Source organism: Aureimonas pseudogalii, assembly GCF_014196835.1.
GTDB lineage: Bacteria > Pseudomonadota > Alphaproteobacteria > Rhizobiales > Rhizobiaceae > Aureimonas > Aureimonas pseudogalii.
On the sequence record NZ_JACIEK010000022.1, the window covers coordinates 1 to 22,533 of the forward strand.

At 68.5% G+C, this 22,533-nt stretch carries 18 protein-coding genes and 4 pseudogenes; 18 read left to right on the plus strand and 4 right to left on the minus strand.

Going from position 1 to position 22,533, the window contains the following annotated elements; translation table 11 throughout:
• Window positions 1-104: 104 nt before the first annotated feature.
• The 13 genes and pseudogenes from GGR04_RS24110 to GGR04_RS21660 all read left to right on the plus strand — a co-directional run.
• A pseudogene (locus GGR04_RS24110) lies at window positions 105-661 on the plus strand (ABC transporter substrate-binding protein); the annotation flags it as partial.
• A 6-nt stretch (window positions 662-667) separates the two neighbouring features.
• A pseudogene (locus GGR04_RS24115) lies at window positions 668-934 on the plus strand (ABC transporter permease); the annotation flags it as partial.
• Window positions 934-2,066 (plus strand): annotated as a pseudogene (locus tag GGR04_RS21610) (gamma-glutamyltransferase); the annotation flags it as partial. The pseudogenes GGR04_RS24115 and GGR04_RS21610, both read left to right, overlap by 1 nt.
• 312 nt (window positions 2,067-2,378) lie before the next feature.
• A complete protein-coding gene (locus GGR04_RS21615) occupies window positions 2,379-3,491 on the plus strand; it encodes a BMP family ABC transporter substrate-binding protein (RefSeq protein WP_183202381.1) in 1,113 nt (370 codons plus the stop codon).
• A 14-nt stretch (window positions 3,492-3,505) separates the two neighbouring features.
• Entirely contained in the window at window positions 3,506-4,615 is a 1,110-nt protein-coding gene (locus tag GGR04_RS21620) for an ABC transporter permease (protein ID WP_183202383.1), read from the plus strand.
• The gene (locus GGR04_RS21625) at window positions 4,612-5,535 is read left to right on the plus strand and encodes an ABC transporter permease (protein WP_183202385.1); all 924 of its coding nucleotides are present in this window, start codon (window positions 4,612-4,614) and stop codon (window positions 5,533-5,535) included. The genes GGR04_RS21620 and GGR04_RS21625 overlap by 4 nt, the downstream gene beginning before the upstream one ends.
• 11 nt (window positions 5,536-5,546) lie before the next feature.
• Window positions 5,547-6,563 carry a formamidase gene (locus tag GGR04_RS21630; protein ID WP_183202387.1) on the plus strand — a complete coding sequence of 339 codons (1,017 nt, stop codon included), beginning with the start codon at window positions 5,547-5,549 and terminating at the stop codon, window positions 6,561-6,563.
• Window positions 6,564-6,568: 5 nt separating this feature from the next.
• Window positions 6,569-7,279 (plus strand): biuret amidohydrolase, encoded by a 711-nt coding sequence (gene biuH, locus GGR04_RS21635; protein ID WP_183202389.1) that lies wholly within the window; start codon window positions 6,569-6,571, stop codon window positions 7,277-7,279.
• Window positions 7,276-8,850 carry an ABC transporter ATP-binding protein gene (locus tag GGR04_RS21640; RefSeq protein WP_183202391.1) on the plus strand — a complete coding sequence of 525 codons (1,575 nt, stop codon included), beginning with the start codon at window positions 7,276-7,278 and terminating at the stop codon, window positions 8,848-8,850. The genes biuH and GGR04_RS21640 overlap by 4 nt, the downstream gene beginning before the upstream one ends.
• Window positions 8,850-9,515 (plus strand): cysteine hydrolase family protein, encoded by a 666-nt coding sequence (locus tag GGR04_RS21645; protein WP_183202393.1) that lies wholly within the window; start codon window positions 8,850-8,852, stop codon window positions 9,513-9,515. Before GGR04_RS21640 ends, GGR04_RS21645 begins: the two co-directional genes overlap by 1 nt.
• On the plus strand, window positions 9,512-9,871 hold the full coding sequence (locus tag GGR04_RS21650; protein ID WP_183202395.1) for a cupin domain-containing protein: 360 nt from the start codon (window positions 9,512-9,514) through the stop codon (window positions 9,869-9,871). Before GGR04_RS21645 ends, GGR04_RS21650 begins: the two co-directional genes overlap by 4 nt.
• A 9-nt stretch (window positions 9,872-9,880) precedes the next feature.
• Window positions 9,881-11,680, plus strand: a complete 1,800-nt coding sequence (gene atzF / locus GGR04_RS21655; protein ID WP_183202397.1) for an allophanate hydrolase — start codon at window positions 9,881-9,883, stop codon at window positions 11,678-11,680.
• A gap of 109 nt (window positions 11,681-11,789) precedes the next feature.
• On the plus strand, window positions 11,790-12,539 hold the full coding sequence (locus GGR04_RS21660; protein ID WP_183202399.1) for a GntR family transcriptional regulator: 750 nt from the start codon (window positions 11,790-11,792) through the stop codon (window positions 12,537-12,539).
• Between the two features lie 28 nt (window positions 12,540-12,567).
• On the opposite strand, the gene GGR04_RS21665 is transcribed toward GGR04_RS21660, so the two are convergent.
• Window positions 12,568-12,981, minus strand: a complete 414-nt coding sequence (locus GGR04_RS21665) for a DUF3830 family protein (RefSeq protein WP_183202400.1) — start codon at window positions 12,979-12,981, stop codon at window positions 12,568-12,570.
• A gap of 171 nt (window positions 12,982-13,152) precedes the next feature.
• On the opposite strand from GGR04_RS21665, the pseudogene GGR04_RS21670 reads away from it, so the two are divergent.
• Window positions 13,153-13,683: pseudogene (locus GGR04_RS21670) on the plus strand (LOG family protein); the annotation flags it as partial.
• Between the two features lie 59 nt (window positions 13,684-13,742).
• On the opposite strand, the gene GGR04_RS21675 reads toward GGR04_RS21670, so the two are convergent.
• The gene (locus GGR04_RS21675; protein ID WP_183202453.1) at window positions 13,743-14,288 is read right to left on the minus strand and encodes a ring-opening amidohydrolase; all 546 of its coding nucleotides are present in this window, start codon (window positions 14,286-14,288) and stop codon (window positions 13,743-13,745) included.
• On the opposite strand from GGR04_RS21675, the gene GGR04_RS21680 reads away from it, so the two are divergent.
• Window positions 14,182-14,673, plus strand: coding sequence for a LysR substrate-binding domain-containing protein (locus GGR04_RS21680; protein ID WP_183202402.1), 492 nt, complete (start codon window positions 14,182-14,184; stop codon window positions 14,671-14,673). The two genes, GGR04_RS21675 and GGR04_RS21680, sit on opposite strands and share 107 nt — an antisense overlap.
• Before the next feature lie 658 nt (window positions 14,674-15,331).
• Here the strand turns inward: GGR04_RS21680 and GGR04_RS21685 are convergent.
• Window positions 15,332-16,954, minus strand: coding sequence for an ABC-F family ATP-binding cassette domain-containing protein (locus GGR04_RS21685; protein ID WP_183202404.1), 1,623 nt, complete (start codon window positions 16,952-16,954; stop codon window positions 15,332-15,334).
• 407 nt (window positions 16,955-17,361) lie between these two features.
• Between GGR04_RS21685 and GGR04_RS21690 the strand changes: the two genes are divergently transcribed.
• Genes GGR04_RS21690 through GGR04_RS21700 form a run of 3 tightly spaced genes read left to right on the plus strand, consistent with a single transcriptional unit; the run spans window position 17,362 to window position 20,039 of the window.
• Window positions 17,362-17,733, plus strand: a complete 372-nt coding sequence (locus tag GGR04_RS21690) for a hypothetical protein (protein ID WP_183202406.1) — start codon at window positions 17,362-17,364, stop codon at window positions 17,731-17,733.
• 2 nt (window positions 17,734-17,735) lie between these two features.
• Window positions 17,736-18,338: an OB-fold-containig protein gene (locus GGR04_RS21695; RefSeq protein ID WP_183202408.1), complete on the plus strand. Its 603-nt coding sequence runs from the start codon at window positions 17,736-17,738 to the stop codon at window positions 18,336-18,338.
• Between the two features lie 36 nt (window positions 18,339-18,374).
• Window positions 18,375-20,039 carry a flotillin family protein gene (locus tag GGR04_RS21700; protein ID WP_246393519.1) on the plus strand — a complete coding sequence of 555 codons (1,665 nt, stop codon included), beginning with the start codon at window positions 18,375-18,377 and terminating at the stop codon, window positions 20,037-20,039.
• A 138-nt stretch (window positions 20,040-20,177) separates the two neighbouring features.
• On the opposite strand, the gene GGR04_RS21705 is transcribed toward GGR04_RS21700, so the two are convergent.
• Window positions 20,178-22,478, minus strand: a complete 2,301-nt coding sequence (locus tag GGR04_RS21705) for a putative bifunctional diguanylate cyclase/phosphodiesterase (protein WP_183202410.1) — start codon at window positions 22,476-22,478, stop codon at window positions 20,178-20,180.
• Window positions 22,479-22,533: the final 55 nt, after the last annotated feature.

Genomic DNA, 22,533 nt, shown 5'->3' on the forward strand with positions numbered 1-22,533 from the left:
TCAAGAGAACGATGTATGGCCGAGCCGGCTTCGATCTCCTCCGCGAGCGCGTTCTCGCATCAACCTGACAGCTTCACACAGTTTGCGGGAGAACCCAATTTTGGCGGCTCGCCAACCTGCGCTCGGGCGATCTCGACAGGGTCGAGCGCGTCGCCGCCAGCGACGCGGCGGCCGTCAAGGCGGATGCCGGCCTGACGAGCGAGACGGTGATCGGGCTCGGCTATCAGGCGCTCTACGTCAACCTCGCCAACGGCGCGCAGGCCGACAATCCGCTCGGCAAGGACAAGCGCGTGCGTCAGGCCTTTTCGCTGGCGATCGATCGCGATGCGATCAACCAGGTGATCTACGAGGGCACGCAGGCCGCCGGCAACCAGCCCTTCCTGCCCGAGAGCCCGTGGTTCGACAAGGCCCATCCCGTGCCCGCGCGCGACATCGAGAAGGCCAAGGCCGGCGTCGTCTCGGTCACATGCAGCTTCAGGCCGCCAACGTGCCGGTGACGCTGCAGGCCATGCAAGTGAACCAGGCGATGGTGGCCGAGGCCGGCTTCAACGTCTCGCTGCAGGCGACCCAGTTCACCACGCTTCTGGCCGCCCAGAGATCGGGCGACTTCCAGATCTCGCGCTCCGACTGGTCGGGCCGCCTCGACCCGGACGGCAACGTCGTCTGGCAGTATCTCTACTGGCTCGGCAATCTCCTGCGCGGCGATCTCGGCATCTCGCTGCGCGCCAACCAGCCGGTGACCGACCTCATCCTCGAAAAGCTGCCGGTGACGATCCAGCTCGCGGTGCTGGCGATGATCCTCGCCATGGGCATCGGCCTTCCCGCCGGCATCCTCGCCGCCGTGCACAAGAACTCCGCCCTCGACGTGACAGCCAATCTCGTCGCCCTGTCGGGTCTGTCGGTGCCGAACTTCTGGCTCGGCATCATGCTGATCCCGGAAACGGACTGCTCGCGACCGTCATTCCCGGCGCCTTCGACGCCTGGATGCCGATGCTGCGCGACTACGGCAGGATGAGCGTGCGCGACGTGCTGGAGCCCACGATCTTCCACCTCGCCGAGGGCCATCCGACCCTGGCGCGCGTCTCGGCGACGATCGCGGGACTGGCCGGCTTCTTCGAGACGGAGTGGCCGACCTCGTTCGAGGCCTAGGCGCCCCGCGGCACGGCGCCCGAACCGCTCTCGCTCTTCCGCAACCCCGCGCTCGCGCAGACCTGGCGGCGCATCGCAGAGGCCGCCGACGCGGCCGGCGGGCGCGAGGCCGGCATCGAGGCGGCGCGCGACGCCTTCTATCGCGGCTTCGTCGCCGAGGCGATCGCCGGCTATCTGGCGACGGCGGAGGTGATGGGCGGCAGCGGCGAGCGCCATCGCGCGGTGCTCGGCGCCGACGACCTCGCCGGCTATCGCGCCCATGTCGAGGCGCCGCCGCTCTACGACTCCGCGGGCTGGCGCGTCGCCAAGACGCAGAGCCGGGGCCAGGGGCCAGAGGGGCCAGGGGCCAGGGGCCAGTGCTGCTCCAGTGCCTGGCGCTGCTCAAGGGCTTCGACATCGCCGCCATGGACACGCAGGGAGCCGATTTCGTGCATGTCGTGGCCGAGGCGATGAAGCTGAGCTTCGCCGACCGCGACGTGTATTACGGCGATCCGCGGTTCTGCGACGTGCCGATGGAGCGGCTGCAGTCGGACGCCTACAACGCCGAGCGCCGCCAGCGGATCCGGATGGACCGGGCGTCCACCGAGCTCGGCGCCGGCCGGCTCCAGGCTTCGAGGCGCTGCACGATCGCAGCATGGCGATGCCGAACGCGGAGGGCATGACGGCCGGCGCGGTCTACGAGCCCACCATGTCGCATCTGTCGGAAAAACGCGGCAACACCCGTGCATATCGACGTGATCGACCGCTGAGGCAACATGGTGTCGGCGACGCCATCGGGCGGCTGGCTCCAGTCCTCGCCGATCATTCCCGGCCTCGGCTTCTGCCTGAACTCGCGCGCCCAGATGGTCTGGATGACGCCGGACCTGCCGACCTCGCCGGCGCCCGCGTACCACGCCGCCCCCTCGCTCGCCGTCTCCGCTCATGACCCGGCAAGGAGGCCGATGAGACTTGCATCAAGACGTTGAGCGTTTCGAAAGCGAAGATCGCCTTCGGCTTCGAGAGCGGACGAGAGTACGGCCCTGGCGAAGGTCTACCCCCGGCTCCATGCCGCCCACCCCGCATGCCACGTCCGTTGAGCAGATCGCCCGTGAAGATGCCTCTATATGAGGCATTTCATTGCCCGTTCACCGACACCATATCGATTTACTCCATTTCTTTCAAAGTTTTGGCGGATGGCACGCTGATTGCATGCAAAGTGAGGTCGTCGACCAACTGACCGGAGCTCTCCGATGTCCCTCTTGACCGTCTCGCGCCGCCGCTTCCTCCAGGCGGGGGCCGCCGTGGGTTTGGCGCCGCTCCTACCGTGGGTTGGAGAAGCCCGAGCGGCGGACCTGACGGTCGGCTTCATCTATGTCGGCCCGCGCGACGACTTCGGCTACAACCAGTCCCATGCGCTCGCCGCCGCCGCGCTGAAGGACATGGCGGGGATCACGATCATCGAGGAGGAGAACGTCGCGGAAAGCGACGTCGTGGCGAAGACCATGGAATCGATGATCCAGCTCGACGGCGCCGGGCTGCTCTTCCCCACCTCCTTCGGCTACTACAAGCCCTTCGTGCTGGCTGCGGCCGAGGTCAATCCCGAGGTGCAGTTCCGCCATTGCGGCGGGCTCTGGAGCGAGAGCGATCCGAAGAACGCGGGCTCCTATTTCGGCTATATCGGGCAGGCGCAGTATCTCTCGGGCATCGTCGCCGCGCACCAGACGAAATCGAAGAAGCTCGGCTTCGTCGCGGCCAAGCCCATTCCGCAGGTGCTTCTCAACGTCAATTCCTTCGCGCTCGGCGCGCGCTCGGTCGATCCCTCGATCACGGTCCAGGTCATCTTCACCGGCGACTGGTCGATGCCGGTGAAGGAGGCGGAAGCCGTCAACGCGTTGGTCGATCAGGGCATCGACGTCATCACCTGCCATGTCGACGGGCCGAAGGTGCTGGTGCAGACGGCGGCCGGGCGGGGCTGCTTCGTCACCGGCTATCACACGAGCCAGGCCGAGCTGGCGCCCGACCACTACCTGACGGGCGCCGAGTGGAACTGGGCGCCGATCTACAAGACTTTCATCGACGCCGCGCAGGCGGGAACGCCGCTGCCGAACTTCGTGCGCGGCGGGCTGGAACAGGGCTACGTGAAGACGAGCCCCTACGGCGCCATGGTCGGCGAGGCCGCGCGCAAACAGGCCGATGCGGTGAAGGCCGAGATGATGAAGGGCGGCTTCTCCGTCATCAAGGGGCCGCTGAAGGACAACAAGGGCACCGAGAAGGTCGCGGCCGGCAGCGCCTTCGTCGAGACGGCGATCGAGCTGGAAAGCATGGACTATCTCGTCGAGGGCGTCGTCGGTTCCACGTCCTGACGGGAGCCGGGCCGATGACCGTCCTTTCCTCCCTGCCGGGCGATGCGCCCGCAGCCCGAGGCTTTCGCCTCACCGAAGCCTCGCTCCGGCGGATCGAGGGCTTCCTCCTGCCGGTGCTGGCGATCCTCGCCGGCATGGCGCTCTTCGGCCTCTTCATCGCGCTCGTCGGCAAGTCGCCGGCGGAGCTCTACGGCCTCGTCTGGCGCGGCGGCTTCGGCACGGCCTTCTCGCTGGAAAACACGATGCAGCGGGCCGCGCCCCTTCTCCTCACGGCGCTCTGCGTCGCGCTTCCCGCGCAGCTCGGTCTCGTCGTCATCGGCGGCGAGGGCGCCTTCGTGCTCGGCGGGCTCGCGAGCGCCTGGGCCGGTGCGCATCTAGCGGGTTTCGGCGGCGCAGGCATCCTCCTCATGGCGCTCGTCGGCGCGGGCATGGGAGCGCTCTGGATCGGCATCGCCGGCGCGCTCCGGCATTTTCGCGGCGTCAACGAGACCATCTCCAGCCTTCTCCTCGCCTATCTCGCCATCGCCCTCTTCAACCATGCCGTCGAAGGGCCGCTGCGCGATCCCGCCAGTCTCAACAAGCCTTCCACGGTGCCGATCTCGGCGGATCTGAAGATCGGCGCCATTCCCGGCTTGGACGTCCATTGGGGTTTTCTCGTCGGCTGCCTCGCCTGCGTCCTCGCGGCCTTCGTCGTCGGCCGCACCACGTTCGGCTTCGCCGCGCGGATCGCGGGTGGAAACGCGCGCGCCGCCGCCGTGCAGGGGCTGCCCGTCGGCCGGCTCGTGCTCGCCTTCTCCGCCGCCGGGGGCGCCGCGGCGGGGCTCGCCGGCATGATCGACGTCGCCGCCGTGCAGGGCAGCGCGAACGCCTCCCTCGTTGCGGGCTACGGCTATACCGGCATCCTCGTCGCCTTCCTCGCCCGGCAGAACCCGCTGGCCATCATTCCGATGGCGATCCTCATCGGCGGGATCGAAGCTTCCGGCGGGCTCGTCCAGCGCCGGATGGAATTGCCCGACGCGACCGTCCTCGTGCTGCAGGGCATGCTCTTCGTCGCGATCCTCGTCTCGGAAACGCTGAACGGGCGCCTGCTGCCGCGTTCGCTTCTGAAGGAGACCACGCCATGAGCGGGGACATCGGCCTCTGGGGCGTGCCACTCGCGATCCTCGGCGGCGCGATCCGCGTTTCGACGCCCTTTCTCTTCGTCAGCCTCGGCGAATGCGTGACGGAAAAGAGCGGGCGCATCAATCTCGGGCTCGAAGGCACGCTCGTCTTCGGCGCGATGGCGGGCTACGGCGCGTCCTATCTCTCGGGCTCGCCCTGGATCGGCGTTCTCGCGGCGGGCTTGGCCGGCGTCCTCTTCGGCACCCTCCACGGGCTCCTCTGCTCGCTGAAGGGCGTCAACGACATCGCGGTCGGCATCGCGCTGATGCTGCTTGGCACCGGTCTCGCCTTCTTCTTCGGCAAGCCCTTCATCCAGCCGGCCGCACCCATGCTGCCGGCGATCGACCTCGGCTTCTGGACCGCGAGCCCGCAGCTCGCCTCCGCGCTTCAGATCAACCCGCTCTTCCTCATCGGCATCGCCGCCGCCTTCGCACTCGCCTTCGTGTTCAAGCGCACGAAGATCGGGCTGGTCCTGCGCATGGTCGGCGACAGCGCCGACGCGGCCCGCGCCATGGGCTACGACATCGCCCGCGTGCGCGTCCTCGCCACCGCCTTCGGCGGCTTCATGGCTGGCATCGGCGGGGCCTATCTCTCGCTCTACTATCCCGGCTCCTGGAACGAAGGCATCTCGTCCGGCCAGGGGCTCATCGCCGTCGCGCTCGTCATCTTCGCGCGCTGGAACCCGGTCGCCTGCCTCGTCGCCGCGCTGATCTTCGGCGGCGCGGGCGCGCTCGGGCCGGCGCTCCAGTCGGTCGGCATCAGCCAAGGCTACTACCTCTTCTACGCCGCCCCCTACGTGCTGACGCTTCTCATCCTCGTCCTCACCTCGTCGCCGCGCGGCGCCCTCGACGGCGCGCCGCGCGAGCTTTCCATCACCAAGTAAGGAGCCCTGCCATGAATGGACTGGGTGGTCTCAACAAGTCCGAGAACGGCGTCGTCATCGGCTGCGTGCAGCTGCAGCTGCCGCGCATCGAGACGCGGGCCGACATCGCCGCGCAGACGCGGCGCATCATCGAGATGGTCGGCAAGGCGCGGCGCAATCTCGGCACGATGGATCTCGTCGTCTTTCCCGAATATTCGCTGCATGGGCTCTCGATGGACATCCGCCCCGAAATCCTCTGCCGGATCGACGGGCCGGAGGTCGCGGCCTTCCAGGAGGCCTGCCGCGACAACCGCATCTGGGGCTGCTTCTCCATCATGGAGCTGAACCCCGGCGGCATGCCCTACAACACCGGGCTCGTGATCGACGACGCCGGCACGATCGTCCTCACCTATCGCAAGCTCCACCCCTGGGTGCCCGTCGAGCCCTGGGAGCCCGGCGATCTCGGCATCCCCGTCATCGACGGCCCGAAGGGCGCCAAGCTCGCCCTCATCATCTGCCATGACGGCATGTTCCCCGAGATGGCGCGCGAATGCGCCTACAAGGGCGCCGAGATCATGCTGCGCACCGCCGGCTACACCGCGCCGATCCGCGAGAGCTGGCGCTTCACCAACCAGGCCAACGCCTTCCAGAACCTAATGATCACCGCCAATGTCTGCCTCTGCGGCTCCGACGGCTCGTTCGATTCCATGGGCGAGGGCATGATCGTGAACTTCGACGGCACCGTCATCGCCCACGGCACGACGGGGCGCGCGGACGAGATCATCACCGCCGAGGTCCGGCCCGATCTCGTGCGCGAGGCGCGCCGCGGCTGGGGCGTCGAGAACAACATCTACCAGCTCGGCCATCGCGGCTACGTCGCGGTGAAGGGCGGGGCGCAGGACTGCCCCTACACGTTCATGCAGGACATGGTCGCCGGCACCTACCGCCTGCCCTGGGAGGCCGAGGTGAAGGTCGTCGACGGCACGTCCTGCGGCTTCCCGGGCCCGACGCGCCACTACGGCGATCCTCTTTCCGAAGCTGCGGAGTGACCGGCATGGATGCGCTCGAAACCGCTGCGGCGACAACCGGCACGACCATCGCCTCGCGCCCCTATCGCTGGCCCTATGACGGGAGCCTGCGGCCGGACAACACCGCGATCATCGTCATCGACATGCAGACCGACTTCTGCGGTACGGGCGGCTACGTCGACACGATGGGCTACGATCTCTCCCTTACCCAGGCGCCGATCGAGCCGATCAAGGCGGTGCTGACCGCCCTTCGCGCCAAAGGCTACACGATCATCCACACCCGCGAGGGCCATCGGCCGGACCTCGCCGACCTTCCCGCCAACAAGCGCTGGCGTTCGCGCCAGATGGGGGCGGGCATCGGCGATCCCGGCCCCTGCGGGCGCATCCTCGTGCGCGGCGAACCGGGCTGGGACATCATCCCCGAACTCTACCCGCTGCCCGGCGAGATCGTGATCGACAAGCCGGGCAAGGGCTCGTTCTGCGCGACCGACCTCGAACTGATCCTGAATGCGCGCGGCATCCGCAACATCGCGCTCGCCGGCATCACCACGGACGTCTGCGTGCACACGACGATGCGCGAGGCGAACGATCGCGGCTTCGAGTGCGTGATCCTGGAGGATTGCTGCGGGGCGACCGATCGCGGCAACCACGAGGCCGCGATCAAGATGGTGACGATGCAGGGCGGCGTCTTCGGCGCGGTCGCGACCTCGCGGGACCTCATCGAGGCCGTGGCATGAGCGCGCTCGCCGCATCGCCCTTCGAGCCACCGGCCTCGCCGAAGAAGGGCGGGCTGCCGACGACGCCGCTGCTGGAGGCCGTCGGCCTCACCAAGCGGTTCGGCACGTTCACCGCGCTCGACAATGTGTCGATCCGGCTGATGCCCGGCGAATTCCACGCGCTGCTCGGCGAGAACGGCGCGGGCAAGTCGACGCTGGTGAAGTGCATCCTCGGCTATTACGCGCCCGATGCCGGGGCCGTGCGGCTCGAGGGACGCGAGCGGACGATCGCCAATCCGCGCGACGCGCGGCGCGCCGGCATCGGCATGGTCTACCAGCATTTCACGCTGGTGCCCGCGATGACGGTTCTCGAAAACCTCGTGATGGCACGGGCCGACGTGCCGCCCATCGTCGATTGGAAGGCGGAGCGCCGGGCGCTGCAGGCCTTTATCGCCACCATGCCGCTGAAGGTGCCGCTCGACGTGCCCGTGCATCGCCTGTCCGCCGGCGAGCGGCAGAAGACGGAGATCCTGAAGGAGCTCTATCTCGGCTCGAAGGTCCTCGTCCTCGACGAGCCGACCTCGGTGCTGACGCCGGAGGAGGCGCGCGAGGTGCTGGGATTCCTGCGAGCCCGCGCCATCGAGACCGGCATGAGCGTCCTTCTCATCACCCACAAGTTCTCCGAAGTGACGAGCTTCTGCGACCGCGTCACCGTGCTCCGGCGCGGCGCCCATGTCGGCGGCGGCACGGTGGCGGACCTCTCGACCTCCGACATGGCGCGGATGATGATCGGCGAGCGCAGGCTCGCCCCCGTTCCCGAGCGGCGGGCCTTCGGCCCCTCGGCCGCGATCGTGCTCGACCTGAGCGACGTCTCGGCTGGCGGGTCGGGCCGCGGCGCGATCGCCATCGAGGGGCTGACGGTCCGGGCCGGCGAGATCGTCGGCATCGCCGGAATTTCCGGCAACGGACAGACGGTGCTCGTCGATGTTCTCTCCGGCCAGACGCCGGCCGAGGGCGGACGGATGACCGTCGACGGCGTGCCCTACGACGCGAGCCGGGCCGCGGCGCAGGCGAAGAAGGTGCGCTGCCTGCCCGAGGAGCCGCTGCGCAACGCCTGCGTCGCCCGTATGAGCGTTTCGGACAATCTCGCCTTCCGCACCTTCGACCGCGGCGAGGACGGCCGGCGCCTGCGCCTCGTCGACCGCGCGCGCCAGCGCCGCGAGGCCGACCGGCTGATCGCGGCCTATAGCGTGAAGACGCAAGGGCCCGGCGCGCCAATCGCGACGCTCTCCGGCGGCAACGTGCAGCGCGCGGTGCTGGCGCGCGAGCTGGACGGCGAGACGCGCCTTCTCGTCGTCGCCAATCCCTGTTTCGGCCTCGACTTCGGCGCGGTCGCCGACATCCGGGCTCAGATCCTGGACGCGCGCAATCGCGGCACGGCGGTGCTTCTCCTGTCGGAGGATCTCGACGAAGTGGTCGCCCTCTCCGACCGCATCCTCGTTCTCTTCGAGGGCCGCGTCGTCTTCGAGACGCCGGGCGGGGCCGCCGCCGACACGACCGAGATCGGAACGCACATGGCGGGGCACCACTGATGGCCGCGATCCCCGCCGCGCCCTATCCCTTCGCGCTCGATCCGGAAACCGTCGCGCTGATCGTCATCGACATGCAACGCGATTTCCTGGAGCACGGCGGCTTCGGGGCAAGTCTCGGCAACGACGTGACGCGCCTCCAGGCGATCGTGCCCGCCACCGCGCGGCTGATCCGAGGCTTTCGCGCCGCCGGCCGGCCGGTGATCCACACGCGCGAGTGCCACGCGCCCGACCTTTCGGACTGCTCGCCCGCCAAGCTCGCCCGCGGCAAGCCCGGCCTTCGCATCGGCGACGCCGGCGCCATGGGGCGCATTCTCGTCAAGGGCGAGCCGGGCGCGGAGATCGTGGCCGCGCTCTTTCCCGAGCCGGGCGAGACGGTGATCGACAAGCCCGGCAAGGGGGCCTTCTACGCGACCGAGTTGGGCGACGTGCTGGCGAGGGCCGGCATCACGCAACTCGTCTTTGCCGGCGTCACGACGGAGGTCTGCGTGCAGACGACGATGCGCGAGGCCAACGACCGCGGCTTCGAATGCCTCCTCGCGGAGGACGCGACCGAGAGCTACTTCCCCGAATTCAAGCGGGCCGCGATCGAGATGATCACGGCGCAGGGCGCGATCGTCGGTTGGGCCACGCCCGTCGATGCGGTGCTGGAAGGGCTCGCGGCATGAGCGCGGAGACGACGCTTCGGTTCCCCGGCCTTCTCGCCCATGCCCACGAGACGGCGGACTACGAGCCCTTCAAGCCGGGCGTCGAGATCTGCCACCTGAAGCGCGCCGAGAACGGCGCAGGGCCGGGGCTTGCGCTCCTGCGCTATAAGCCGGGTGCGCGCGTGCCGCTGCACGAGCATGTCGGGCTGGAGACGATCTGCGTCCTCGCCGGCAGCCAGAGCGACGAGGCCGGCACCTACCGCGCGGGCGACGTCGTGGTGAACCGTCCCGGCAGTCGCCACCGCGTCTGGTCGGACGAGGGCTGCACCATCCTCATCTCCTGGGCCGAGCCGGTCCGAATCCTCGAAGACGACTGAGCCCACCCCATGACCGAGCTTCCCATCGTTCTCGATTTCGCGCGCCTGCGCGCAGCCTTCGCCGCCGGCGTGACGCCCGTCGATCTCGTGACGGCCCTTCTTCCCCGCCTCGACGCCGCCGATCCCGCCGTCTTCATCGCGACGATGCCGGCCGACGCGCTTCTGGCGGCGGCGCGCGAGCTGACGGCGCGGGCACCCGAGCCGAACTCGCTTCCGCTCTGGGGCCTGCCCTTCGCGGTGAAGGACAATATCGACGTCGCCGGCCTTCCCACCACCGCCGCCTGTCCCGCCTTCGCCTACGAGCCGGCAGAGGATGCGACCGTCGTCGCACGGCTGAAGGCGGCGGGCGCGCTCGTCGTCGGCAAGACCAATCTCGACCAGTTCGCGACCGGCCTCAACGGCACCCGCTCGCCGCATGGCGCGCCACGCTGCGTCTTCGACGCCGACTACGTGTCCGGCGGTTCCTCCTCCGGCTCCGGCGTCGCGGTCGCCGCCGGCCTCGCCGCCTTCGCGCTCGGCACGGACACGGCGGGATCGGGCCGCGTGCCCGCCGCCTTCAACAACATCGTCGGCATCAAGCCATCGCCGGGCCGCGTGTCCACCTCGGGCGTCGTGCCGGCCTGCCGCTCGATCGACGTCGTCACCGTCTTCGCCACATCGGTCGCCGATGGGCTGGAGGCCCGGCGCGTCATGGACGGGTTCGACGACGCCGACGCCTATTCGCGGGCTCCCGCAACGGTCGCCCTTCCCGCATCGCTCCGCCTCGGCGTTCCCGCCCCGGAGGAGCGCGAGTTCTTCGGCAATGCCGCCTATGCCGCGCTCTACGAGGCCGCCGTCGCCCGCGCCCAAAGCCTCGGCGCGGAGATCGTGCCCTTCGACTACCGGCCCTTCCGCGAGGCGGCGGCGCTTCTCTACGAGGGGCCCTGGGTCGCCGAGCGGTTGCATGCCGTGACGCCCTTCATCGACGCCCATGCGGCCGACATGGACCCGGTCGTGCGCGGCATCGTCGAGGGGGCCCGCGGCATGACGGCGGTCGACGCCTTCGAGGGCCAGTATCGCCTCGCCGCCTTCCGCCGCGCGGCGGATGCCGAATGGGCGAAGGTCGACGCGCTCATCCTGCCGACCTCGCCCGACATCCAGACGGTGGAGGCCATGCGCGTCGATCCCGTGGCGCTCAACGCCCGCTTCGGCCGCTTCACCAATTTCGCGAACTTCTTCGGCTGCGCCGCCATCGCCGTTCCCGCGGGCTTCACGCAAGGCGGGCTTCCCTTCGGCGTCCAGCTCGTCGCGCCGCAGGACACCGACGAGGCGCTCGGCGCCTTCGCGAGCGCGCTACACGCCGCGGCGGGAACCGGGGCCGGGCTCGACCGGAACCTCGTGCTTGCCCCCGTCGCGGCCATGCAAGAGGACCGCATCCTCGTCACCGTCGTCGGCGCGCACCTCACCGGCATGCCGCTGAACGGCGAGCTGACGGAGCTCGGCGGGCGCCTCGTGCGCGAGGGCCGGACCGCCCCCTTCTACCGGCTCTACGCCCTTCCCGGCACCGTGCCGGCCAAGCCCGGCCTCGTGCGCGATCCCGCCTTCGCCGGTCCCGGCATCGCCGTGGAGGTCTGGTCGCTCGATCCCGCCGGGTTCGGGCGCTTCGTCGCCGGCATCCCCCAGCCGCTCGGCATCGGCAAGCTGGCGCTCGACGACGGAAGCGAGGTCTCCGGCTTCGTCTGCGAGCCCTCGGCCATTCGAGGCGCGCTGGAGGTGACCGAGTTCGGCGGCTGGCGCGCCTACGTGGCCGCCCGGACGAAGGCCGCCTGAGAGGCGCAAACGCGCGCGTGTTCGAAACTCCCCGCATCCCGGCGTCACACAGCGGCGGCCGGCGGAAAGGCGGCTCCGTTTCGCCGCCTCGTGCGCTAGAACCCTTCGCATGACCCGCCGACCGACCCCCTCCTCGCCCCCGACCAGGCGCACCTCGGCCGACATGCTGCGCGAGGTTCTCTCCGACCGGATCGTCCACGGCATCCTCCGGCCGGGCGAGCCGCTGGACGAGACGAGCCTGGCGCTCGAGTTCGGCGTCTCGCGCACGCCGATCCGCGAGGCGCTGCGGCAGTTGGAGACGATCGGGCTCGCCGCCTCGCGGCCGCATCGCGGCGCGATCGTCGCCAATCTCGCGCCGGAAGAACTGGCCGAGGCCTTCGTGGTGATGGCCGAACTGGAGGCGCTCTGCGCGCGGCTCTGCGCGGGCTCCATGACGACACCCCAAAAGCTGGCCCTCCAGGCGCTTCACGAGGCGGGTGCGGCCTTCGTCGCCGAGAACGACGTCGACGGGTTCCGCGCCCACAACGAGCGCTTCCACAATGCGATCTACCGGGGATCGGGCAACGGCTTCCTGGAGATGACGACGATCGGGGTCCGCCGCCGGCTCGCCCCGTTCCGCAAGATGCAGTTCGAGCTCGATCGGCGCATCGAGGGCTCGCAGGCCGAACATGGACGAATCGTGCAGGCCATCCTCGACGGCGACGAAGACGCCGGCGCCTCGACCATGCGCGACCACATCCTCATCGTCCGTGGCAAGGTCGAGGAGGTGGTCGCCCAGCCGGACGCCGGTCCGCGCCGCGGCGGACGGCGTTCCGAAATCCCGCCGGAGAATGGCGGGTCGGCGGCGGTCGGCGGCTGACGAGAGTCCGGCGGCTCCCGAGCCGGCGTCAGGCAGCCTGGAACGAGATGGACTTGGCGCCGGTCTGGAGCGTGTCGCGGCCGATGGCGGACAGGCGATCGAGCCCGTCGGTGATGGTGATGAAATGGTTGCCGGCGAGCGGCCCGGCCTTCGAGGCGAAGGCGACGGGACCGTAGGCGATGAGGATCTCGGTCTCCGACACGCCGCCGGGATAGAGGATCACCTGGCCGACCGCCGGGTGGCTCGTGGCGTTCTCGTAGCCGAGGCCGAAATCGTGGGTTCCGAGCGGGATCCAGCAGGCTTCCCCGCTCCAGCGCACGTGGATGATGCGCTCGGCGTAGGGCATCACGGCTTCGAAGGCCGCGACGGTCTTCGGCGCGGCCTCGCGCTCGAAGCGGGCGGGAAAGCGCTGGCCGTCGATCTCGATGATGATGTCGTTCATGCCATAGGTCCTTTCGGGTCAGATGAGGTGGAGGGGCGACGCCGCGCGGACGGCGCTTGAGTTCCCAGGCGCTTCCAAGGATGCAGGAACCGAACGGGCGAAGGAGGAAACGCAATGGATCATACCGGGCATCCCATCACATCCGTCGCGATCTTCTGAGGCTCGAATGTCGGGGGCGACGCCAGCTATGCCGAGGGCGCGACGGCTCTCGGGCGCGCTCTGGCGGTGGCCGGGATCACGGTCGTCTATGGCGGCACCCACAAGGGTCTCATGGGTCATCTCGCCGACGCTGCGCTGGCGGAAGGCGGGCGCGTCCACGGCGTGATCACCCGTCGCCTGCATGATCGCGGCCACGGCCACGAGGGCCTCACCGATCTGGAGATCCTGCCGACGCTGCGCACGCGCAAGAAGCGGATGGCGGATCTCGCCGACGCCTTCGTCGCGCTGCCCGGCGGGATCGGAACGCTCGAGGAGTTCATGGAGGTCTGGACGATGAACCAGCTCGCCGAGATCGACAAGCCGGCCGGGCTTCTCGACACGCGCGGCTTCTTCCAGCCCTTCCTCGGCTTCATCGACCACATGGTCACGGAGAAGTTCCTGCCGCCGGCCCATCGCCATTCCATCGCGGTGGACGCCGATCCCGCCCGTCTGGTCGAGAAGCTCCGGACCTTCGTGCGGGTCGACGTGCCGAAATGGCTCTAGCGATGCGCACGACGCGGCCTCGGCGCTGACGGCGGCCGCGAGCCGCGAGGGATGCGTCCTCACGTTTCGCTGACCCCGGCTCTGCGCCTCGCGATCATCGCGACCGGGCCGCCGCCGTCGGGCCCCTGGTGCTCGGCACCGCCCGAGACGAAGAGTTCGGTCGTGCCGACGAGGCCCGCGAGCACGCCGCGGATGAAGGCGCGGGCATGGCGCGTCGCCGCGAGATCGCTGTCCTCGTCCATCGTGTGGCGGCGGCCGCGCACGAGGCCGGTCCGCGAGGCCTGCGCCTTGGCGAGCACCGCCACGACATCGGCCGACGTGCCGACCCCGAGCCGCTCCATCAGCGCCCGCACGGGCGCGGCGTCGATGGCGTCGCGCATCACCGCGCGACCGATGGCCAGGGGGCCGCGCCAGCGCGGGCTCATGCCGAGAACCAGGATTTCGTGGCCCATCAGCTCGATCCCGGCCGAGGTGCTGGCGCGGGCCGAATAGAGGCTCATGTCGGTGCCGATCCGGCTCGCCTCGGGCACCTCGATTTCGCCGAGAGCACAGGCGACGCCGAGGGCGCTGGCGCCGCGCGAGAAGCTCGCGCTCGGCCGCCGGATGGTCGATGCCGGTCAGGCGGCCGCCGGCGACGATCGTGCGGCCGACCGTTCCTTTGGCTCGCGCCGGATCATCGACGACATCCTGTCCGTGAGTTCCTTCGACCTCTCGATCGAATTCGCATCGGATTCTTTCGAGATGCTGCGCAACCTCGCGCGTTCGGGCGAGGTCATCACCTTTCAGATCGAGGTCGGCTCGGAGGTTTCCTGGCTGGAGCCGGGCCTGATCTCGGTCCCCGTCGCCGACGCCGATCCGACCCATGGCCCGCTCGTTCTCGGCCACCTCCGGGGGCGCACCCTCCCCGTGGCCGCGGCGAAGTTCGTGGAACTGGTCGCCCAGCGCCTCGACGCCAGCCGCCACCTGCCGTCCATTCAGACCGAGACGTGACACGTGACGGGTTCGCGCTCCGACCCTCCTCGAGGGCTCCATTGCCCCCGAACGCCGAGATGGCGGAACGGACATCGCAGTGCACCTTGAGCCAGTCGGTACCGACGTGGGTCCGCTACGCTGGCCGTCCAGCCGGGCGAGATCGACGACATCCTCGCCATCTCGCCGCCTGAGTGGCTGAAGTGGACGAAGGACGGCCGGCCGCAGAGCCTGGGCACGCGGACCGTGAAGCTACGCGGGCGCGAAGAGGCGGTGACGTTCCACGTCTTCGATCCCGGCCTTTCGAGGACGTCCAACACCGCGACCTTGCGTCCGTCTGGCGGAGCGAAGATGCACGGACTGCCGCCGTCGGGCAGGCGCCTGAGCGAAACCTCATGGCGAACAAACCGATGCCTCATCGCGCCGAATCAACGTCAGCCAGTGTGGAGTTGACGGTCGCAAGCAGATCAGGTGGATCGCTCCCGGTCTCGGCATCAGGGTGCCCCGATGAGTTTGCGGTCCGCTAAACCCGAGCCAATGAGCCATCCATCATGCAGGTTACCATGCGCGAGCCAGGAGTAGCCCGGCAGGGTCGACGACGAGCTCCGGGTTTTCTTCTCGCCGGCGACCTTGCTTGCCGCAGAGCGGCTGCGTCCTGAATCGTTTCGTGAGAGATCGGTTACGCCCGCAGTCCCGGCGCTTCCTGACCCGTTCGTTCGACATATTCGGCATAGCCGCCGCCGTAGAGATGCGGGCCTTCCGGCGTCAGTTCCAGCACGCGGTTGGACAGCGCCGCCAGGAAATGACGGTCGTGGCTGACGAACAGCATGGCGCCTTCGAACCGCGACAGCGCCTCGACCAGCATCTGCTTGGTGGCGATGTCGAGATGGTTGGTCGGCTCGTCGAGGACGAGGAAGTTCGGTGGATCGAACAGCATCTTGGCCATCACCAGCCGCGCCTTCTCGCCGCCCGACAAAACGCGGCACTTCTTCTCGATCTCGTCGCCGTAGAAGCCGAAGCAGCCGGCGAGCGAGCGCAGGGGCGCTTGGCCCGCCTGCGGAAACGTGTCTTCCAGCGACTGCAGCACGGTGCGCTCGCCTTCGAGCAGCTCCATCGCATGCTGGGCGAAATAGCCCATCTTGACGCTCGGCCCCCGCGTCACCGTGCCGGAATCGGGCTCCGAGGCGCCGACGATCAGCTTGAGCAGCGTCGACTTGCCCGCGCCGTTCACGCCCATGACGCACCAGCGTTCGCGCCGGCGCACCTGGAAGTCGAGCCCGTCGTAGATGGTTCGGGTCCCGTAGCGCTTGTGCACGCCCTTGACGGTCGCGACGTCCTCGCCCGAGCGCGGCGCCGGCAGGAAGTCGAAGCGCACCGTCTGCTGTCGCTTGGGCGGCTCGACGCGCTCGATCTTGTCGAGCTTCTTGACGCGGCTCTGCACCTGCGCGGCATGGCTGGCGCGCGCCTTGAAGCGCTCGATGAAGGCGACTTCCTTCGCCAGCATCGCCTGCTGGCGCTCGAACTGCGCCTGCTGCTGAACCTCGGCGATCGCGCGCTGCCCGCGATAGAACTCGTAGTCGCCCGAATAGGAGGTCAGCGCGCCGCCGTCGATCTCGATGATCTTGGTCACGATGCGGTTCATGAACTCGCGATCGTGCGACGTCATCAGGACGGCGCCGTCGAAGCCCTCGAGAAAGCCTTCGAGCCAGATCAGGCTTTCGATGTCGAGATGGTTCGACGGCTCGTCGAGGAGCATGATGTCGGGGCGCATCAGCAGGATCTTCGCCAGCGCCACACGCATCTTCCAGCCGCCCGACAGCTTGGCCACGTCGCCGTCCATCATCGCCTGGCTGAAGCCGAGGCCGTCCAGCACTTCGCGGGCACGCCCGTCCAGCGCATAGCCGTCGAGCTCGTCGTAGCGGCCCTGCACCTCGCCGTAGCGGGTGATGATCTCGTCCATCTCGTCGGCGCGAGCCGGGTCGGCCATGGCCGCCTCCAGCTCCGCCATCTCGGCGGCCAGCGCGCTGACCGGCCCGACGCCGTCCATCACCTCGACCACCGCGCTGTGACCGGCCATGTCGCCGACATCCTGGCTGAAATAGCCGATCGTCACGCCGCGATCGACCGAGACCTGACCCTCGTCCGGCAGTTCCTCGCCGGTGATCATGCGAAACAGCGTCGTCTTGCCGGCACCGTTGGGGCCGACGAGGCCGATCTTCTCGCCGCGCTGGAGTGCCGCCGACGCCTCGATGAAGACGATCTGCTTGCCGTTCTGCTTGCCGATGTTCTCGAGGCGGATCATGCGGGAATTCCAGGTCGGCGCGAGGAGGGAGCCGCGTCAAACCATCCCGCATGGTCCCGCGCAAGGGGGCGCTGCATTCTAGGGTCGGTTTTGCCGGCACCTCTTCCGCCAATGCCCTTTTCCACGCGGTCTCGGTCGCCCGATCCGGAGGGCTGTGGGCCGAAAGCCAGCCGGCCTCTCTCGGAAGCCGGAGCAGGAAGGCGACCGCTCTGCCGATGACCCCATCTCGAACCGAACTGTTCCGCAGCCCTTCGCCCCGAAGCGGACATACTCACGAAAAACGATCTTCGAACCGGCGCCTTGGCTCGTCAAGGTCGCGCGCTGTCAGAACTGCTTAAGTATGTCAGACATGCAATCGCCAACCCATACCCAGATTCCAGCAAGATGACTTGTGGGTAGGCTTGTTGATGCAAAGATCAACCGATGATCCAGCACCGATCTTGACACGAATCACCACTCAAATCACTTCTGTAGCGATCACAATTGAGGCGAGCATGAAGACGGCACATTTCGATCTGACGTTGGATGAGACGGTCCGCGCCGTCATCGACCGCAGGTTCGCCGACGACAGGCGGATGAAGGACGTTCCGGGCCGCGCCGGCGTCACGCGGGCGGCCGACCGCATCGCCGCCGCACTCGGCGTCGTGGAGGGGATGGCGCGCCGGACCGTCGGCGCCCCGCGCGACACTGCCCTGCGCGAGCGCGAAGGTTTCGGACGCGCACGCCGCATCGAGGATCGCCTGGCCGCCATGCGCCGCGAGCTCGGAGGCCGGGACTGACCATGGTCGCGAGCCTCGCCGCCGGTTCTCCGCTCTACCTCTACCCGCTGGCGGCGGGCCTTCTCGTCGGCCTCCTCCAGATCGCGCTCTTCTTCGTCGGGCATCTGCCGGTTTCGGATGCGATCGAACACGCGTTCGAGGGCACGCCGCTCAGTGGCGCGTTCGACTGGCTGAACCTCGGTCGCGTCCCGTTCTCGATCCTCCTGATGCTGCTTCTCGTCACGTTCGGCACGATCGGGATCGTCCTGTCGGGCCTGTTGCCCATGCTTCCGACCTGGAGCCTCGCCATCGCAGCCGTGCCCGGCGCGGTTCTGTCGACCAAGGCGATCGGCAACGCGATCGCCCGGGTGATTCCGCGCGACGAGACCTATGCCGTGACGGCCGACGAATTCCTGGGCCTGGAGGGTGCGGTCACGCTCGGACCGCTCGACGACGGGCTGGCCGGCAGCGTCACCGTGCGCGACCGGCACGGCGAGGTCCACACGCTTCGCGCCCGTCCCGCGGACCGGGGAACCGCGATCGAAAAAGGAGCGCGCATCGTGGTGGTCGCGCGCGACGAGACGCACAAGGGCCGCGTCTTCCTGGTCATGCCCTTCCCGGTCTGACACCGCATCCGCAGCATTCGTTTCGAGAGGGTTCCCATGGGTGACAACATGAACGGCATCGTCGAGTTCGCGACATGGGCGGGGATCGCGCTGGTCGTGGTCCTGGCCATCGGCTTCACCCTCTCGCGGCTCTACCGCCGGGCCGAGCGCGACGAGGCGTTCGTGCGCACGGGCGTCGGCGGTCGGAAGGTGGTCAAGGATGGCGGTGCCCTGGTGATCCCGATCCTTCATGCCCTCGCACGGGTCAAGCTCAACACGGTGAAGCTCGCCGTCGACCGGCGCCGCGAGGACGCGCTGATCACGAAGGACCGCATGCGCGTCGATATCCGCGCCGAGTTCTACGTGCGCGTCGACGGGAGCGACGAGGGCATCGCGCTGGCCGCGCAGACGCTCGGCGACCGCGTGAACGAGCCGGCCGCGATCCAGGACCTCGTGGAGGCCAAGCTCGTCGATGCCCTGCGCTCGGTCGCCGCCCTGAACACGCTGGACGAGCTGCACGAGAGCCGCGCCGGCTTCGTGAAGGCCGTGCAGGACGCGGTGGAGACGGACCTGCGCTCCAACGGCCTGGAACTCGAGACCGTCAGCCTCACCGGCCTGGACCAGACGGCGAAGGAATATTTCAACGAGACCAACGCGTTCGACGCGGTGGGTCTGGCTCGTCTGACCGAGATCACCGAGGCCCGGCGCAAGCAGCGCAACGAGATCACCCGGCAGACCGAGGTGGCGATCGCCGAGCAGGATCTCGAGGCCTCGCAGAAGCGCTTCGCGCTGCGCCGCCAGGACGAGGAGGCGCGCCTCAACCAGGAGCGCGACGTCGCGAACAAGGAGGCCGAGACGCGCGCCGAGCGGGCGAGGGCCGAGGAGACCGCCAAGCAGGCCGAGCAGGAGGCCGCGATCGACCGCGAGCGGCTGATCGCCGAGCGCATGGCGGTGGCCAACAAGACCAAGGAGGAGGCCCGCATCGTCTCGGAGCGACAGGTCGAGATCGCCCGCCAGGACAAGGCGGTGGCGATCGCGATGAAGAGCGAGGAGACCTCCCGTGCCGAGGCGCAGGCGCGCGAGGCCGAGGCGCTCTCCGTGGCGGCGGCCGAGAAGGTCCAGACCGCGCGGGACCGCGAGATCGCCGACCGCGCGCGCGTGATCGCCGTGATCCGGGCGCAGGAGCAGGCCGAGGCCGAGGCCGTGTCGGTCACGGTCGGCGCGGATGCCGAGCGCAAGGCCGCCGAGGACCGCGCCGAGGCCATTCTGACCGCGGCCCGCGCCGAGGCGGCCGCCACCAAGATCCGCGCCGAGGCGATCCAGGCGGAGGGCGAGGCGGAGGCCGCCGCGATCCGCGCCAAGAACGAGGCGAACGCGATGATCCCGCCGGCCTTCGTGGAGTTCGAGCTGATGCAGGCGCGCATCCGCATGCTGCCGGAAGCGCTGAAGGCCCTGATGGAGCCGACGAGCCGTATCGAGAGCATCCGTGTCGTGGACACCGCCGGCTTCTCGGCTGGCCGCGGTCATGGCGGCGGCGAACGCGCATCGGGCCCCGGCGACCTGGCCGACCAGCTTCTCCAGTTCTCCGGCAACAAGCCGCTGGTCGACGCCATCCTCGCCGAAGCCGGCTATGCGAACGGCGGCGGCTCGCTCAAGGATCTGATCGCCCCTCCCGCCCCGCCGAGTTCCGGACATCCGAAGCCGGGCAACGGAGCCGCATAGCGGCGTCGGGATGGCGGTTCGGGTATCCACTCATCAAGGCGAGGAAGCGCGTTCGTCGATCGATCGCGTCGGCTCAAGCTGACCAGCCGCTCAGCGGCCCACCTCGCCATGAAAGTCGGATGGGCCGGATAGAACCGATCACGACGCGTTGGCCGACGTCGATGCCGAGCCGATGGGGGTGTCGGCGTCGGCGGATCCTTGCTCGAAGGCGCTGACGAATGGGGCGACTTCCTCTTCGCGTATCGCTTTCGAGAAATAGAACCCTTGTATGAATTCGCAGCCGAGAGCCTGCATCGTCGAGGCTTCGAAATGGGTCTCGATGCCTTCTGCCACGACGTCCATATCCATGGCCCGACCGAGTTGCACGACGGACCGGATGATCGTCTGCGCCGACTTCGTCCGAGACAGGCCCGTGACGAAGGAGCGGTCGATCTTCAACTTGTCGAAGCGGAAATCGATCAGATACTTCAGGCTCGACAATCCCGTTCCGAAATCGTCGAGCGCGATCAGGAACCCCATCTTCCGGATCGTCTCCAGCATCGAATGGGTGTCGGTCGAAGGGTCGAGAAGGAGACCCTCCGTGATCTCGAAGGTGATCCTGTTCGCCTCGACCTTCGTCTCCTGCAGCAGGTCGGCCAGCATCCGCGGCAGATCGGCATGGCAGAACTGTGCCGGCGAAAGGTTGATGGCGACCCCGAGGTCCGGCCAGTCGGCGGCGCTGCGGATGGCCTGTCGAAGCACCCAGTCGCCGAGCGGCAGCATCAGGCCGCTTTCCTCCGCGATCGGTATGAACACGGAGGGCGGCACCGCCCCCATGGTCGGGTGAGTCCAGCGCAGCAATGCCTCGACGCCCGTCACCGCGTTTCGGCGCGACGATATGATCGGCTGGTAGAACAGTTCGAGTTCGTTCCTCTCCAGCGCCTGTCGAAGTTCGACCTCGATCCGGCGCCGTTCTTCGAGCGTCTGCGCCATTTCGTCGTCGAAGAAGACCGTCTGGTTTCGACCCTGCTTCTTGGCCACATAGAGCGCGATGTCGGCGTGCCGCATCAGCTCCTCCGAGGACCTCCCGTGCTGAGGACACTGGGCAAGTCCGAGCGAAGCGGTGACGCGGATCGACGTGCCGTCGATCTCGAAGGGCGCGGAGAAGGCGCAGGCCACGACGCTTGCGAGACGACCGCCCTCGTTCGCAAGGCCCGACCGATGCAGGATCGCGAACTCGTCGCCCCCGAACCGGGCGATCAGACAGTCCCGATCGACGGCGTTTCGCAGGCGCCAGCCGACCTGACGGATCAGCTCGTCGCCGGCGTGATGGCCCATCGTGTCGTTGATGTCCTTGAAGCGATCGATGTCGAGGTAGCCGACGATCGGCCCGTCCGAGCGGCCGATCCCGACCGTCGCAGGACTCATCTCCCGATCGAGCCGCGCGATGAACATCGGACGATTGGGCAGGCCCGACAAGGCGTCGTGCGACGCCTCGAACCTGGCCTCCGCTTCTCGGTTCGCAAGCTCCATGGAAGCGGAGGTCAGGCGTCTCAGCATCCGGGCCGACAACAGCCACATGCCGCAGACGCCGACGAGCAGAAGGGGCAGGACGATCGTCAGCAGAGGCTGGCCCGGCTGGCTCGTCGTCCACGTGAGCCAGCCGCCGCTCTGCCCGTCGTCCGTTTCGAACGGCTGGGAGACGACATTGCCCCCGGACCGGTCCGTGGACGTGAAATGAAGCTTCGGTATGAGAAGCGATCCGCCGACGGCGTCGATGAACTCGGCGTCGATCTGGATGACCGTCACGAGAAGGTACGGCCGGCCGCGAAGCAGCGAGAGGTCGACGTTCGGCACGATGGTGATCGAGGCGATGATCGCCGGCTTGCCGTCGATCAGCGTGATCTTGGCGCCCCATCTGGCGGACTGGAGCGCGCCCTTCAGGAACTTGTATCGGTCCTGCTTGTCCGTGAAGGCGGCCGTGCGGTCGGTCTTCGGCAGATCGGATGCGCCGCGAGCGACCTCGACGACCTCCTTCAGGTCGCTGGAACGGCTTCGATAGGCCGCGGGATCGGCCCGCTCACTGCCTCGAAAGGCATAGATCGGCTGGTCCTGCCCGTCGAGAATGTAGACCTCGTCATGGCCGAAGGTCTCGGTGAAGTAATAGCCGAAATTGGCATCGGCGAAGGCGAGATCGAACCTGTTCGAAACGTGCTCGACGGCATCGTCCCACCATGCGATCGTCTTCTGCTGCTCGAGCGCGCGTTCAACGCTCTGCGAGAGCGCGTTCTCGATGCGCAGACGCTCGGCCTGCAGTTCGGCGCTGTTCGAGCGCAGACCGATGAAGACGACCAACGCGATGAGCACGCAGCCCGATACGGCGATGGCGGCGCCGATGCCGACGGTGAGCCCCCGGAGCGGTCGTTGCGGAGGCGGATGGGTTCTGTCGGACGATTGCATCAGCCGCGCCTCGGTTCGGGGAGACGTTAAGTCATGAGAACTAATCGGGTGTAAA

Bases quoted from the DNA above. Each gene is read 5' to 3' on its own strand.
- GGR04_RS21615 (WP_183202381.1), top strand. From the start codon at position 2,379: ATGTCCCTCTTGACCGTCTCGCGCCGCCGCTTCCTCCAGGCGGGGGCC.
- GGR04_RS21620 (WP_183202383.1), top strand. From the start codon at position 3,506: ATGACCGTCCTTTCCTCCCTGCCGGGCGATGCGCCCGCAGCCCGAGGC.
- GGR04_RS21625 (WP_183202385.1), top strand. From the start codon at position 4,612: ATGAGCGGGGACATCGGCCTCTGGGGCGTGCCACTCGCGATCCTCGGC.
- GGR04_RS21630 (WP_183202387.1), top strand. From the start codon at position 5,547: ATGAATGGACTGGGTGGTCTCAACAAGTCCGAGAACGGCGTCGTCATC.
- biuH (WP_183202389.1), top strand. From the start codon at position 6,569: ATGGATGCGCTCGAAACCGCTGCGGCGACAACCGGCACGACCATCGCC.
- GGR04_RS21640 (WP_183202391.1), top strand. From the start codon at position 7,276: ATGAGCGCGCTCGCCGCATCGCCCTTCGAGCCACCGGCCTCGCCGAAG.
- GGR04_RS21645 (WP_183202393.1), top strand. From the start codon at position 8,850: ATGGCCGCGATCCCCGCCGCGCCCTATCCCTTCGCGCTCGATCCGGAA.
- GGR04_RS21650 (WP_183202395.1), top strand. From the start codon at position 9,512: ATGAGCGCGGAGACGACGCTTCGGTTCCCCGGCCTTCTCGCCCATGCC.
- atzF (WP_183202397.1), top strand. From the start codon at position 9,881: ATGACCGAGCTTCCCATCGTTCTCGATTTCGCGCGCCTGCGCGCAGCC.
- GGR04_RS21660 (WP_183202399.1), top strand. From the start codon at position 11,790: ATGACCCGCCGACCGACCCCCTCCTCGCCCCCGACCAGGCGCACCTCG.
- GGR04_RS21665 (WP_183202400.1), bottom strand. From the start codon at position 12,981: ATGAACGACATCATCATCGAGATCGACGGCCAGCGCTTTCCCGCCCGC.
- GGR04_RS21680 (WP_183202402.1), top strand. From the start codon at position 14,182: ATGTCGGTGCCGATCCGGCTCGCCTCGGGCACCTCGATTTCGCCGAGA.
- GGR04_RS21685 (WP_183202404.1), bottom strand. From the start codon at position 16,954: ATGATCCGCCTCGAGAACATCGGCAAGCAGAACGGCAAGCAGATCGTC.
- GGR04_RS21690 (WP_183202406.1), top strand. From the start codon at position 17,362: ATGCAAAGATCAACCGATGATCCAGCACCGATCTTGACACGAATCACC.
- GGR04_RS21695 (WP_183202408.1), top strand. From the start codon at position 17,736: ATGGTCGCGAGCCTCGCCGCCGGTTCTCCGCTCTACCTCTACCCGCTG.
- GGR04_RS21700 (WP_246393519.1), top strand. From the start codon at position 18,375: ATGGGTGACAACATGAACGGCATCGTCGAGTTCGCGACATGGGCGGGG.
- GGR04_RS21705 (WP_183202410.1), bottom strand. From the start codon at position 22,478: ATGCAATCGTCCGACAGAACCCATCCGCCTCCGCAACGACCGCTCCGG.